This is a genomic window from Variovorax sp. OK212 (assembly GCF_900112425.1).
In the GTDB taxonomy this organism is placed as follows: Bacteria; Pseudomonadota; Gammaproteobacteria; order Burkholderiales; family Burkholderiaceae_C; genus Variovorax.
This window is the reverse complement of the sequence record NZ_FOLP01000004.1, coordinates 517,632-531,787: the sequence shown is the minus strand read 5'-3', so window position 1 is coordinate 531,787 and position 14,156 is coordinate 517,632. Positions and strand designations below refer to the sequence as shown.

General features: G+C 67.7%; 10 protein-coding genes. 4 read left to right on the top strand and 6 right to left on the bottom strand.

What is annotated here, in order from left to right; translation table 11 throughout:
• The first annotated feature begins 2 nt into the window (after window positions 1–2).
• Both BM004_RS16150 and BM004_RS16145 read left to right on the top strand, forming a co-directional pair.
• The gene (locus BM004_RS16150; protein ID WP_093214807.1) at window positions 3–3,866 is read left to right on the top strand and encodes a type VI secretion system Vgr family protein; all 3,864 of its coding nucleotides are present in this window, start codon (window positions 3–5) and stop codon (window positions 3,864–3,866) included.
• Window positions 3,850–4,470, top strand: coding sequence for a hypothetical protein (locus tag BM004_RS16145; protein ID WP_143072438.1), 621 nt, complete (start codon window positions 3,850–3,852; stop codon window positions 4,468–4,470). The genes BM004_RS16150 and BM004_RS16145 overlap by 17 nt, the downstream gene beginning before the upstream one ends.
• Before the next feature lie 83 nt (window positions 4,471–4,553).
• On the opposite strand, the gene katE is transcribed toward BM004_RS16145, so the two are convergent.
• A complete protein-coding gene (katE, locus tag BM004_RS16140) occupies window positions 4,554–6,749 on the bottom strand; it encodes a catalase HPII (protein WP_256219915.1) in 2,196 nt (731 codons plus the stop codon).
• Between the two features lie 32 nt (window positions 6,750–6,781).
• Window positions 6,782–6,931 carry a hypothetical protein gene (locus BM004_RS41430; RefSeq protein WP_177206514.1) on the bottom strand — a complete coding sequence of 50 codons (150 nt, stop codon included), beginning with the start codon at window positions 6,929–6,931 and terminating at the stop codon, window positions 6,782–6,784.
• A 354-nt stretch (window positions 6,932–7,285) separates the two neighbouring features.
• Here BM004_RS41430 and BM004_RS16135 point away from each other — a divergent pair, with 354 nt between their 5' ends.
• A complete protein-coding gene (locus BM004_RS16135; protein ID WP_093127059.1) occupies window positions 7,286–8,104 on the top strand; it encodes a transglutaminase-like domain-containing protein in 819 nt (272 codons plus the stop codon).
• Window positions 8,105–8,246: 142 nt separating this feature from the next.
• Here the strand turns inward: BM004_RS16135 and ligD are convergent, their stop codons facing one another.
• The 3 genes from ligD to BM004_RS16120 all read right to left on the bottom strand — a co-directional run bounded on the left by ligD (window position 8,247) and on the right by BM004_RS16120 (window position 12,952).
• Complete coding sequence (gene ligD / locus BM004_RS16130; protein WP_371269695.1) at window positions 8,247–10,871, bottom strand: DNA ligase D; 2,625 nt, start codon at window positions 10,869–10,871, stop codon at window positions 8,247–8,249.
• Window positions 10,871–11,857, bottom strand: a complete 987-nt coding sequence (locus BM004_RS16125) for a non-homologous end joining protein Ku (RefSeq protein ID WP_093214798.1) — start codon at window positions 11,855–11,857, stop codon at window positions 10,871–10,873. The genes ligD and BM004_RS16125 overlap by 1 nt, the downstream gene beginning before the upstream one ends.
• A 96-nt stretch (window positions 11,858–11,953) precedes the next feature.
• Entirely contained in the window at window positions 11,954–12,952 is a 999-nt protein-coding gene (locus BM004_RS16120) for a succinylglutamate desuccinylase/aspartoacylase family protein (protein ID WP_093214794.1), read from the bottom strand.
• A gap of 173 nt (window positions 12,953–13,125) precedes the next feature.
• Here BM004_RS16120 and BM004_RS16115 point away from each other — a divergent pair, with 173 nt between their 5' ends.
• Window positions 13,126–13,422 (top strand): hypothetical protein, encoded by a 297-nt coding sequence (locus tag BM004_RS16115; protein WP_093214788.1) that lies wholly within the window; start codon window positions 13,126–13,128, stop codon window positions 13,420–13,422.
• Window positions 13,423–13,435: 13 nt separating this feature from the next.
• Here BM004_RS16115 and rpe read toward each other — a convergent pair whose 3' ends face one another.
• Window positions 13,436–14,131, bottom strand: coding sequence for a ribulose-phosphate 3-epimerase (rpe, locus tag BM004_RS16110; protein WP_093214784.1), 696 nt, complete (start codon window positions 14,129–14,131; stop codon window positions 13,436–13,438).
• Between the last annotated feature and the right edge of the window lie 25 nt (window positions 14,132–14,156).

The window sequence follows — 14,156 nt, the reverse complement described above, 5'->3', positions numbered from 1 at the left end:
CGATGTCGCGCACGCTCTCGGTCCAGTCTCCTGCGATTCCCTTTGTCCTCGGTTGCCCGGCGTTGGAGCCTGTGCGGCTGTCGGGGCACGAGGGGCTCAACAGCCTCTTTGCGTATGAACTGCTGCTCAAGACGCCCGATGGCTTGAACCTCGGGGCCTCGGGCGCAGCGGACTTCGACCTCGATGCATTCATCGGCCGCGAGCTGAGCTGCGAGATCGAACTCGAAGGCTCTGCGCCTCGCCAGATCAACACCTTGATCACCGACGCGGCCATGTGGGGCGAGGAAGGCCGACACGTCCAGTACAAGCTCACGTTGCGGCCCTGGCTGCACCTGGCCACGCTGCGCACCGACTGCCGTATCTTCCAGGACCAGACCGTCGTCGAGATCCTCGACGAACTGCTCGCCGGCTATGCGTTCCCGGTCGACAAGCGCCTGTTCGAGACCTACCCGACGCGCGACTACCAGACCCAGTTCAACGAGAGCGACTTCGCCTTCTTCAGCCGACTGTGCCAGGAGTGGGGCATCAGCTACCACTTCGAACATTCGCAGGGGAAGCACCGGCTGGTGCTTTGCGACGCGATGGCGGCGTATGGTCAGGCAGACAGTGCGGCTTACCGGGAGGTCGAGTACCACGCGCCGGGCTGGAAGCTCGATGCCGAGTACATCCACAGCTTCGTGCCCGCGAGCCGCCTGACCAGTGGCCGCTACGCCACCAGCGACTACGACTACTCCCGGCCCCGGGCGGACCTGAGCGCGGGTCGCAAAGATCCCCGCCCCACGGGCCAGGCCGATGGCGAGGTCTACCAATGGCACTCGCAGGTTGGCGGCAGCCACTGCGCCCAGCCCCAGGCAGGCAGCGGTGGCGGTGGCGCTGGCGGCGGTGGCGGTGGCGCCAACAACCCGCAAGAGGAAAGCCGCCACCTCACCCTGCTCCGCATGCAGGCCCTGCGCACCCACGGCAACCGGGCGCAAGCCAGCGGCAACCTGCGCGCCATGGTGCCCGGCTGCACCTTCAGGCTGGCCAGGCACCCGCGCGAGAAAGCCAACACCGCGTACCTCGTCCTCGACACCCGCTTCCTCATCGAAGACATCGGCGAGAACAGCCAGACGAAGGAGGCCTCCGACAGAAAGCAGCAATGGCGGGTCGAGGTCGACTTCACCGCGCACCCGACCACCGAGCCGCTGCGCCCTGCACTGACCCAGCCCAAGCCTGTCTGCGAAGGTCCGCAGATCGCGCTGGTCGTCGGCCCCGAAGGCCAGAACCTCTGGACCGACGCATACGGGCGCATCAAGGTGCAGTTCCCCTGGGACCGGCGGGGCCGGAACAACCAGCACAGCACCTGCTGGCTGAGGGTGAGTTCGCCGTGGGCGGGCAACCAGTTGGGCGGCATGCACTTGCCGCGCATCGGGCAGGAGGTCATCGTCAGCTTCATCGGCGGCGATCCGGACCTGCCGCTGTGCTCGGGGCGGGTCCACAACCAGAACAACCGGCCGTCGTGGGCGTTGCCGGACGAATCCGCGCTCAGCGGCTTCCGGTCCCGGGAGTTGACGAGCGAAGGCGGCAACGCCGCGATGGGGCGCAGCAACCACCTGATCCTGGACGACACGGAGGGCAGGATCCAGGCACAGCTGCGGAGCGATCACCGCCACAGCCAGCTCAGCCTCGGGTCGATCACGCGGATCGAGGACAACGCGGGGCGCAAGGACCCCAGGGGTGAAGGCTTCGAACTGCGCACGGACGGCCACGGCGTCGTGAGGGCCCGCGACGGCCTGCTCATCAGTTCCCAAGCGCGGGACAACGCGGCGAATCACGCCAAGGACATGGGGGAGACCGTCGCCCGGCTGAAGGCGGCGCAGGACCAGCATGACGCGCTGGCCGAGGCGGCGCAGGTGCACAAGGCGCAGGACAAGGGGGCGGACCAGGACGAGGTGCAGCAGGCCCTTGCGGCGCAGAACGAATCGATCCAGGGCATTCAGGGCAAGGGCGCTCCATTCCCCGAGCTGGACGAGCCCCACGTGGTGCTCGCAAGCCCGGCGGGCATCGAGGCCTCCACGCCCGCCAGCATCCACTTCCACGCCGGCAAGCACGCGGCCTTCACGAGCCAGGGCCACACCTCTCTCAGCGCAGCCAGGCGCTGGCTCGCAAGCGCCGCCGACGGCATCCGGGCCTTCACGCACAAGAAGGGCATCCAGCTCACCGCGAGCGAGGACCCCATCGAGCTCCAGGCGCACAAGGACGAGCTGGTCCTGATCGCGCACAAGGACCTCGTGATGAAGAGCATCGAGGGGCAGCTGCACATCACCGCGAAGAAGAAGGTCGTGATCATCGGCGGGGGCAGCTACACGGAGTGGAGTGCGCAGGGCATCACGCACGGCACCGCGGGCACGTGGCAGGAGCATGCCGCGCTGCATGCGCAGGTCGGGCCGATGAGCCTCGACGCGCTGAACCCCGTGCTCTCCGAAACCGTCATGACCGACAGGCAGAGCTTGCTCGAAGAACATTTCGTGCTGGTCGAACATGCCAGCGGCCTGCGGCTTCCACAGCAGAAATACCGAATCTCGTTCCAGGGCGGGCGGACCATCGAAGGCAAGACCAACGATCAAGGCGAAACCCAGGTCGTGCAAAGCACGGTTCACCAGATCGCGTCCGTGGAGGTGCTGCGCAATGCGGAGGATGGTTTGCTGGCCAGCTATACGCCATTCGTGCGGACGCCGGCCGAACAGACATATCAGGGCCTGGACGTCACAGCGCAAAAGCGCGCGCAGCCTGTCGGCAACAGAAGATTCGCAGTCAACGCCGACAAAGCCACCAGCAGCGACAAGGCGCCGACCCATACCAGTTGCGATCCGAACAACTGGGGAATGCGAAAGAGCGAGCCAGGATCGGGTGACGCGACGCGGTGGGACTACCCGGTGGCCAGCGAGTATGTGAAGGGCATCAAAAAGGCCTTGACGGCACCCGAATGGGCGAAAGCGACTTGGCCACTGGACGACACCGATTCGAAACGCCTGCTTGCGGATCTGAAGACCAGCATCGAAGGCGCGCTCGCAAGAACGGCATTCGCACTTCCTTCGGAAGGTGTTCCGACAATCCTCGTCCCGACCGATGCAGGTGCCAGGCAGCTTGGCATCAACCCTGAGGACAAGGATCTGAAAGGGCTCATGCGCGCAAACGACTGGCTGCTGATTGCCACCAAGGCCGGAGTCATGTCGATCATCAACGCTGCGCGCAGAAGCGACATCGAACTTCAAGACCCGCTCTGCGCGTTCGCCAGCACGCTGTATCACGAGGCCAGGCATGCACAGCAGTTCTTCTGGGTGTTGGCAACGATGCAGCAATTTCCGGCTGACTACGACGATCTACCCAACATCCGGCGCTTCTGGAAAGCCGTCGTTCCGGCACGGATTTTTCAGCTGGCAGCAGTGACGCCAGTTCCGGACGAACCGAGTGCCCGCGCAGGATTGAAGCGCATGGTTGTGGGCATGTACTACTGGCAATTGAGCCGCGCCGATGCTGCGAACAAGCGCAACCTCGACAAACCGGCCTATCTCGCTGACGTTCTCCCGACTGAAATTCCTTTGGCACGAAAGGCCGCGTATGACCTCCTTCAGAACGTGGGCCTGGGTGGCTTGTCCATCGATGTGGATGCGATGGCCAAGGGGGACGCGGGCAGCGCGGGCTATCGCATGCCACCTTGGGAAGAAGACAGCTTCGTGTGCGACGAGGTGGTCAAGCGCCTTTGGCGTGGTGATTCTGGCAATTTCTTGCCCGCCCCCGGGTTCTGCACAGCCGCGCTCGAATACGGCGTCAAGTTCCGCAACAGCGCAGCTCGAGGAGAAACCGGCAATGCAAACCGGGACTGAAAGGAAGGCTTCGAACGAAGCGTATGAAGTGCGGGCCAGCGCCCTCCAGGCGGTCTACGACAACTTTCACTACACCGACGCGCAGCATGCACGAACCGTTCAATTCGTCGCGGCAGCGATGACGGTGATTCGAGGCGATGCGGCGTTCGACAGTCTCGAGCAACTCCTGCCGGTGCGCCGGCTGGATGTCGGGCAGCAACCAAGCAACAGTGTCAGCCATGCATTCGATGCAAGGTTTCTGAACGAATGGACCAGCATCTACGTGAACGCCGTTCCCAAGCGCGATGGCACGAAGAGTTTCGAACCCATGCTGTTCCAGATCGACTTACGCCCCGAAATGACCGTTTCGCGCGAGCGCCTGGAACAACAGCTCCAGCTCAAGGTCGTGCCTGGATGGACGGCAGACGGCGGCAACCTGCGATGGGAAATGGCGCCTCTGGAAGGGCTCGCCGCTTTCAACGGCGGCGTGTTTGTCTATTCGCCGCTCAAGCAGCCAAGGACCGGCTTCAATGTAGAGGTCGTCCTCACCTACCTGAACGGTCCCGACCAGGACCCCTGCACGGCCAATCGACTCAGCACGATCACGATCAGCCGTACGTACTGACGTTCGAGCCGATCAGGCAGCGTGACGGCCAAAAGCCTGTTGGCAGCGCTGAAGCGCCAAGCGCTCCAAACGCTGCCGTTCCATCAAGCCGGCACCGCATCCACATTCGCCCGGTCCCAATGCCGGTGCTTCGCAATGGCCGCGATGAAGTCGCTCGCCACCTGCGCCGCCGCACTCGCGTCGCCCATGTTGGTGACCGGCGTCGCCGCCACCACCACGCCGGCCGGCGCATCGGCCGGCTGCGTGTCCGCCGCGATGCCCAGCGTGGACAGCAGCTGCACGCCCTCGCCCACGGTGCAGATGGCCTTGCAGTGCTTGTAGGCCTCCAGCACGAAATGCACCGCATCGCCGATGGCCGCCATGGCCGCGGCGCTGTCGCTGCCGGCCGGTACGAGCACCGCGTCGAACATCACCGACGGCGTGTTGGCGAAGGTCATGTCGATGTCGATCTGGCGCTTCGATGCGCTGGCGACGGTGCCCAGGCGCGGGCCGACCACCTTGCACTGCGCGCCGGCCTGTTCGAGCGCGTCGCGGATCGGCTTGAGCGAGGCCGAATCGACGCCGTCGGCCACCAGGATCGCGACCTTGCGGGTGCGGATGGAGCCGTCGCCGGTGTCGGCCATGCTCAGTGCCGGCGACTCGTCGATGGGCAGCTGGATGCGGTGTTCGCGAAAGCCCGCGCGGCCCGCCGCGGCCTTGGCGTCGGGCTCGCCGATGCCCAGCGGCTCGGCCACGCGGCGTGCGAGCTTCTCGTCCACATGCGCGAGGTTGTCGACCATGCGCTGGCGGATGGCGGGCACCTCGAGCTTGGAGAGTTCGAAGCGGAAGGCCGCGATGATGTGCTCCTTCTCGGCCGCGCTCTGGCTGTTGAAGAACAGCCGCGCCTGCGTGAAGTGGTCGTCGAACGACGGGCTGCGGCGGCGCACCTTGGGCGGGTCGAGCTCTTCGGGGAACGACTGGAAGCCGGTGCTGCCGCCGTCCACGCGGAACTCCGCGCCGCTGCCCAGCGTGTTGGGCTCGTAGGCGACCTGGCCGCGCGCAATGGTCTGGCGGTGCATGCCGTCGCGCTGCATGTTGTGGAAGGGGCACACGGCCTTGTTGATGGGCAGCTCATGGAAGTTGGCGCCGCCCAGCCGCGAGATCTGCGTGTCGGTGTATGAGAACAGGCGCCCCTGCAGCAGCGGGTCGTTGCTGAAGTCGATGCCGGGCACCACGTGGCCTGGGTGGAAGGCCACCTGCTCGGTCTCGGCGAAGAAGTTGTCGGGGTTGCGGTTGAGCACCAGCCGGCCGATCTTCTGCACGGGCACCATCTCTTCGGGAATGAGCTTGGTGGGGTCGAGCAGGTCGAAGCCGAGCGAGTGTTCCTTGTCGGCCGGGATCATCTGCACGCCGAGCTCCCATTCGGGGAAGTCGCCGTTCTCGATGGCTTCCCAGAGGTCGCGGCGGTGGAAGTCGGCGTCTTTCCCGGCGATCTTCTGTGCCTCGTCCCACACCAGGCCGTGGATGCCGAGCTTGGGCTTCCAGTGGAACTTCACGAAGTGGCTCTCGCCGCGGCTGTTGATGAAGCGGAAGGTATGAACACCGAAGCCTTCCATCATGCGCAGGCTGCGCGGAATGGCGCGGTCGCTCATGGCCCACATCAGCATGTGGGTGCTCTCGGGCATCAGCGAGGCGAAGTCCCAGAAGGTGTCGTGCGCGCTCGCGGCCTGCGGCATCTCGTGGTGCGGCTCGGGCTTGACGGCGTGGATGAGGTCGGGGAACTTCATCGCGTCCTGGATGAAGAACACCGGAATGTTGTTGCCCACGAGGTCGTAGTTGCCTTCGCGGGTGTAGAACTTGACGGCGAAGCCGCGCACGTCGCGCACCGTGTCGGCCGAGCCGCGCGAGCCGGCCACGGTGGAGAAGCGCACGAACACGGGCGTCTTCGCGTCGGGGTCCTGCAGGAAGTCGGCGCAGGTGAACTGCGACATCGACTTGTAGACCTGGAAGTAGCCGTGCGCCGCGGAGCCGCGCGCATGCACGGCGCGCTCGGGAATGCGCTCGTGGTCGAAGTGCGTGATCTTCTCGCGCAGGATGAAGTCTTCGAGCAGCGTGGGGCCGCGCACGCCGGCCTTCAGCGAGTTGTGGTTGTCCGGTATCTGCAGACCCTGGTTGGTGGTGAGGGTCGTGGGGTGCTCGACGGTGAAGCCCTCGAGCTGCTGCTGCTTGGCATTGGCGCCGTCGCCTGCCTTGGCGGCGCCGGCGCGGCGGCCGGCGGCGGCCTTGTTCTGTGGCGTCATCGTGGACCTGGAGTCTTTCATGGGGAGGGCGCTCAGCCCATTTCGTTGTTGTCGAGGAACATGTCGAGCACGTTGACCACGGCAATGAGGCAGATGCTGCCCGCGACGGCCGCCACGGCCCACACCAGGATCTCGTCGCCCCAGCCGGTGGCGAGCGAGTCGAAAAGCGAAGAAAACTCCATGATTCCCTCCAAGGAAGCAGACTGAACACGAGACGGCGAGACGCGGGTCGGGCTTGCAGCGAGGCCTGTGCATGCGCACGCGGCTCGCCTGCAAGCGAAATGCAAGGTTATGTTTCGCGCGGCCCGCGACCCGTAGTGGCCGCCCTCCCCCGCCTGTGGGAGAAAGAGTGCGCCCGCGGTAGGAGCGCGCCGACAGCGCATCGCCCCCGCCTACGCGGGGTCGCGCGTCCTGGCCGTGGGGCCTGCGAACCTTCGTCGCATAGCATGGGCACAAAGGTGGCATCCATCGTGCTTGCCTCCAGTTGCCTCGCGCACCGGCCGCACCGCCCGGATCACCCAGGGAAGAAAGCACCCATGCAGATCAGGATCGGTTTCGACATCGAATTGGGCGTCACCGCCCCCACCGCGTTGATCTACATGCTGCAGGTGCACCCGTCGCGCTCGCAGGACGTGCAGGGCAGCGAGAACATCACCCTCAGCCCACCGCTGGCCACCGATTTCTACCAGGACGGTTTCGGCAACCACTGCGCGCGGGTGCACATTCCGCAGGGCGTGAGCAGCGTGCGCCTGCGCAACAACGCCGTGGTGTACGACACCGGCTGGCCCGACCCGGTGGACTACGGCGCGGTGGAGCATGCGGCGGCCGACCTGCCGGTTGCCGCGCTGCCCTTCGTGCTGCCGAGCCGCTACTGCGAGGTCGACAGCGAGCTGCTGCAGTTCGCCTGGGCCAACTTCCTGAACGTGACGCCGGGCTGGTCGCGCGTGCAGGCCATTTGCGACTTCGTGCACCGCCACCTGCGCTTCGACTACCAGAACGCGCGCGCCACGCGCACCGCTTTGGAGGGCTTTCGCGAGGGAACGGGCGTGTGCCGCGACTTTGCGCACCTGGCGATCACGCTGTGCCGGTGCATGAACATTCCGGCGCGCTACGTGACGGGCTACCTCGGCGACATCGGCATTCCGCCGGTGCGCTACCCGATGGACTTCAGCGCGTGGTTCGAGGTGTACCTGGGCAACCGCTGGCACACCTTCGACGCGCGCCACAACACGCCGCGCATCGGCCGCATCGTGATTGCGCGCGGGCGCGACGCGGCGGACGTGCCGATCACGATGGTGTTCGGGGAAAACACCTTGCAGCGCTTCGATGTGACGACGGAGGAAGTGCTGCAGTAGGCCCGGTCTTGCTCCTTCCCCTTCCGGGGGAAGGCTGGGATGGGGGCAAGCGGCGCTTATGTGGCGCGGTGCTTCATCCGAAGCCGCGAGCCCCCACCCCCGCCCTCCCCCGGGAGGGGAGGGAGCAATGCGGGGAAGGCAGCTACCTGGCCACTGGGTAGCCCAGCAGCTTCATCGCAGCGGCCAGCCCCTTGCGGCTGCGCTCCATCGCAGCCCACGGCTCGTTGCCGATCTCGAAGCGCTCCGCCGCATTCGCAACCGTCCACTGCGACGCGCTCGTGAGGTCCGGCAGCTCTTCCCACGCCAGCGGCACCGACACCCCGAGCCCCGGCCGCGAGCGCGCGGACCACGCGCTCACCGTGGTCGCGCCGAAGCCGTTGCGCAGGTAGTCCACGAAGACCTTGCCCACGCGGTTGCGCGGCCCGCTCCTGGCGACGAAGCGCTGCGGAATGGTCTGCGCCAGGTGCACCACCACGGCCTGCGAGAAGCCCTTGACGGCGTCCCAGTCGTACTGGCGGCGCACCGGCACCACCACGTGCAGGCCCTTGCCGCCGCTGGTCTTCAGGAACGAGGGCAGGCCGAGCTCGTCGAGCAGCGTGCGCACCAGCATCGCCGCCTCCTGGATCTGCGGCCAGCTCACGCCTTCGCCGGGGTCGAGGTCGAAGGTCATGCGGTCGGGCTTGCCGATGGCGCGCGAGGTGGCGTTCCAGGTGTGCAGCTCGATGACGTTCATCTGCGCGGCGCCCAGCAGCCCGGTCTTGCTGTCGATCTGCAGCAGCGGCTCGTGGCCCGGGTCGAGCGCCGGGTCGAGCTGGCGCACGCCGGGAATCTCGCGGTTCTGCACGTGCTTCTGGAAGAACAGCTCGCCGCCCACGCCTTCGGGCGCACGCACCAGCGACACCGGGCGGCCGCGCAGGTGCGCCAGCATCAGCGTGGCCACGCTGTCGTAATAGGCCGCGAGCTCGCCCTTGGTGATGCCGCTGTGCGTGTCGATCACGCGGTCGGCGTGGCTGATCTTGAGGGCCATGGGCTGTGTCGCTCCTCGCTTCTTCGGGGCGGTTGCAGTTGCAGTTGCGGATTCGCCAGCGGCCTGCGGCCGTTCGCGGCGGATGTCGCGCGCGGGCTTGTCGGCGCGCAGCCCCTGGAACACCGAATGGCGCACACGGTCTTCGCGCGTCCACTCGCCGAACGACACCTCGGCCACCAGCGAGGGCTTGACCCACGTGGCTTTCGCGTTCACGCCGCCCGGCCTGGGCTCGAAGGGGCAGTCGCCGGTGGCCAGCTTGTCGAGCCTGGCCTTGATGTCGGCGAGGCGGTCGGCGTCGAAGCCCGTGCCCACGTTGCCGCAGTAGCGCAGCCGGCCGGTGGCCTCGTCGTGCACGCCCAGCAGCAAGGCGCCGAAGCCGGTGCGCGCGCCCTTGGGCGCGGTGTAGCCGCCGATCACGAACTCCTGGCGCTGCTGGTTCTTGAGCTTGATCCAGTCGGGCGAGCGGCGCGACACGTAGGGCGAGCCCTTGCGCTTGCCGACGATGCCCTCGAAGCCGATGCGCGCCGACGACGCCAGCAGGTCGCGCGGCGCGGCGTCGAAGGCCTCGCTCAGGCGCAGCGGCGCGGGTGGCTTCTTGCCGAGCAGCCTGGCGAGGCGCGCGCGGCGCTCCTCCACGGGCAGCTCGCGCAGGTCTTCGCCATCGAGGAAGGGCGCGTCGAACAGCCAGTAGCCGATGCGCGAGGTGGCGCCGCTGTCGAAGGCGTTCTGCAGCGCCTGGAAGTCGGGCGCGCCGTTCTCGCCCTCGACCGTGATCTCGCCGTCGAGCCAGGCCGAGGCGGTGGGCAGTTTCGCCAGCGCCTGGGCGAGCGCGGGCAACTTCGCGGTCCAGTCGTGGCCGTTGCGCGTGAAGCAGCGGACCTTGCCCTTGTCGATGCGCGCAAGCAGGCGGTAGCCGTCGAACTTGAGCTCGTAGAGCCAGTCGCCGGCGGGCGACGGTGGTGAGGCCGCGAGGGTGGCGAGCTGGGGCTGGAAGGCGGCGGGCAGCGCGACCTTCCTGAGCGCCTTGCTGGCGGCCTTCCTTGCAGCGGCGTTCTTTGCAGCGGCGCTCTTTGCAGCGGCCTTCTTTGCGGCGGCCTTCTTTGCCGGCGCCTTGGCAGCCACCGTCTTCGGCGGCTGGTTTACTTCGTCGACGCCAAGGCCGGTGATCACGCTCGCGGGTTGCTCTTCGAGCACATCGTAGTCATCCAGCGGCCGCGCTTCACCGTCGCGCTCCTTGATGAGCAGCCAGGGCTCGTGCGATTCGTCGCCCTTGCCGTGCATGCGCACCAGCGTCCAGTGGCCGTGCAGCTTCTCGCCGCGCAACTCGAACTTGAGCTTGCCGGCCGCGAGCGACTTGCGCGCGTCGCCCACGGGCAGCCAATCGCCGCGGTCCCAGACGATGACGGAGCCCGCGCCGTACTGCTTGGGCGGAATGGTGCCCTCGAAGCCGGCGTAGGAAATGGGGTGGTCTTCCACGTGCACCGCCATGCGCTTGACGCTGGGGTCGAGGCACGGCCCCTTGGGCACCGCCCAGCTCTTCAGCGTGCCGTCGAGCTCCAGCCGGAAGTCGTAGTGCAGGTGGCTCGCGTGGTGCTTCTGGATCACGAAGGACAGCGTTCCCTTGCCGCGCGTGCCGCCCGTCCTGGGCTCGGGCGTGCGCGTGAAATCGCGCTTGCCGTGGTAACGCTCGAGCGCCTTGCGCGCGGTGGAGGCGGCCGTGCCCATCGCAGCGTCCGGCATCAGGCGGCGCGGCGGGCGCGGGCGGGCGCCTTGCGAGCGGCAGCCCTCGCGGGGGCTTTCGCGGCCGGCTTGCGTTTCTTCGCGGCGGCCTTGGGCGCGGAAGCTTCTTCGCCCTCGTCGCTGTCGTCTCGAGAGGCCGCGGGCTTCGACTTGCCGCCGCCCTTGCGCAGGCTGCGCTGCAGCAGCTCGGTGAGGTCGATGATCTTGGCGCCGCGGCCTTCGCCCGACGCGTCTTCCTCGGGCTCGGGCTGCGTCACGGTCTCGGTCTGGCCGGCCTTCACCTTGCGGTCCACCAGCCGCAGGATCTCGTCCTTGAATTCGTCCTTGAACTCGTCGGGGTCCCAGTCGCCGCTCATGTCGTCCACGAGCTGGCGGGCCATGGTGAGCTCGCGCTCGCTCAAGCCGGCCTTCTTCACGTCCTCGGACGGCAGCGGCAGGTCGGCCCATGGGCGGATGTCGGTGCCCCAGCGCAGCAGGTTCAGCACCAGGCCGGGCCCCACGGGCACCAGCGCCGCCAGGTGCTGCCTGGTCTGGATGACGACGCGGGCCACGCCCACGCGCCCGCTGCGCTGCAGGGTCTCGCGCAGCAGCGCGTACACCTTGGCGCCGCGGTTGATGGGCGCCACGTAGTAGGGCCGCTCCAGGAAGACGAAGGGAATGCCGTTGGCCGGCACGAAGGTCTCGATCTCGATGGTCTGCGTGGTCTTGGGGTAGGCCGCCGCAATTTCCTTGTCGCTGAGCACCACGTACTCGCCGGCCTCGTATGCGATGCCCTTCACGATCTGCTCGCGCGCGATCTCCTTGCCGGTCTTCTTGTTGATGCGCTTGTAGCCCACCGGGTCCATGGTGCGCTTGTCGAGCCAGTCGAAGTCGATGCCGTGGTTGGTGGTGCCCGAATAGAGCGCCACCGGAATGTGGACGAGGCCGAAGCTGATGGCGCCCTTCCACAGGACGCGCGGCGCGGAGGCTTTTGCAGAGACGGGCATGGGCACACTCCTTCAGGCTGGCAATGTGCGCCGCCCGCGGGTCGGGGCGGTGTAGGAGCGTGGCCCCAGGCGCGGTCAGGGCGCGCCGGTCGTTCTCTACGAGCGCTTCACCGGCCCCAGCTGCCGCTCGCTCGGCCGCGCGAAGTAGAACCACTCCGCGCCGGGCAGCGCCACCGCGTTGGGGAACACGATGAAGCCGTCGTCGGGCGCGCTCAGCAGCGTGCCGTCGTGGCGCATGCCGATGGGCTCGCCGCGCTGCACCTCGTCGAAGGTGGCCCAGTCGCGCACGAAGCTGTCTTCCTCGTGCAGCCGGTCGGTCACGCCCGCCAGGCGCAGCAGCCGGGGCGGCTGCGCGGGTCCGCCGGCCAGGCCGTCGGGCAGCGCCGCCATGCCCAGCAGCGCCAGCGTGCGGCGAATGGCGCGCCACGCCACTTCGGGCGCCTGCGGGTCCTGGTGCTGGCCGCATTCGAGCGTGACGCCGTAGCCGCCGCAGCTGCGGATGTATTCGTTGGTGCCGCGGCCGAAGTCGAGCGCGGCCTCGTCGGCCGGCGTGCCGCCCGCGCGCTGCGCGAGGCCGGCGGCGTAGATGTCGAGCCAGCCTTCCACCACGACAGGCGTGCCGATGTGCAGCGCGAGCTGGCCTTCCTCGTACGAGCGGGCGAAGGGCTCCAGCGCGCCGGTGTTGTCGCGCGGGCCGATCATCGAGAAGGCTTCGCCCTCGCTCTGGAAGGAATGCAGGTCGAGCAGCACCTCGTGGCGCGCGATGAGCGGGGCCAGCACGTTGGTGATGCGGGCTTCGTAGTCGGCGGGGTCGGCGCTGGGGCGAAACAGCCGGTTGAGGTTGCGCTCGCCTTCGCGCTGCAGGCGGCGGCGCGCCAGCGGGTTGGCGACCGGCACCAGCGTGAGCTCGCCGCGCAGCAACTGCAGCGCGCCGGCGTCGAGTTCGGCCAGCACGCGCTCGATGCCCAGCGTGCCGGAGATTTCATCGCCATGCACCCCGCCCACCACGAGCAGGCGCGGTCCGGGGGTCAGCGAGGCGAAGGCGTGGATGCGCAGGCTGTCGGTGGCCGCGCCGGAAAAGGGATCGGAGGACATGCGCCGGATTATTGCGGACCCGCATGGCTCCGCGCAAAGCCGCTACGCATTTCATAGCGCCTTCGTCGCCGCGCGCGGCCTCCGAGCGCACGCCTACAGGGGCCGCCTCGCCTGTCCTACCGCGCGCGCCACGCGGGCGCGGCAGGCTTCCTGCCATTGCAAGGAGCACCGCCATGAACACGAAGACCGCGAAGACAGCAGAGAAGGCCACGACGGCCACGACCGCCAAGACCCAGCCCGGCGACCCCGCCAGGGACGCGGGCGGCGGCAAGACCAAGGTCGTGCAAGGCGGCGAATCGGCCCCGCGCCTGCCGCACGAGCGCGACCAGTCGTCGGACAGCCAGCAGACCCAGGACGGCCAGCCGCCCGAGGTGGGCCGCAAGGCGCATGACGACGTGGAGCGCGGCGTGGTCGACACCGACCGCGGCCCTGAAGCCGACCGCGTCTACAACGACAAGGTCAAGCGCTGAGAAAAACCGAGGCTCAGGCGCCCGGAACGCCGGCGAGCTGCTTGCGCATGTCGCCGATCACCGCGCCGTAGTCCTTGGCGTTGAAGATCGCGCTGCCGGCCACGAAGGTGTCGGCGCCGGCCGAGGCCACGCGCGCGATGTTGTCGACCTTGATGCCGCCGTCGACCTCGAGGCGGATGTCGCGCCCGCTCTGCTCGATGCGCTTGCGCGCGAGTTCGATCTTGCGCAGCGCCGAGTCGATGAAGCTCTGGCCGCCGAAGCCGGGGTTCACGCTCATGATCAGGATCAGGTCGATGTCGTCGATCGCCCAGTCCAGCGTCTCCAGGCCCAGGCCCGGGTTGAACACCAGCCCAGCCTTGCAGCCCGCGCCCTTGATGGCCTGGATGCTGCGGTGCGTGTGCGGCGATGCGTCGGGGTGGAAGCTGATGTAGTCGGCGCCGGCTTCGGCAAACGACGCGGCCAGTGCGTCGACCGGCTGGATCATCAGGTGCACGTCGATTGGCACGGGCGTGCCGTCGGCGGTCTTGGCGTAGGGCTTGAGGGCGTGGCAGATCATCGGGCCGAAGGTCAGGTTCGGCACGTAATGGTTGTCCATCACGTCGAAATGGATCCAGTCGGCGCCGGCCGCGATCACGTCGGTCAGTTCTTTGCCGAGGTGCGCGAAGTCGGCGGACAGGATGGAAGGCGCGATGCGAAACGGGGTGCTCATGCCGCCGATTGTCGCTTCAGCCTCG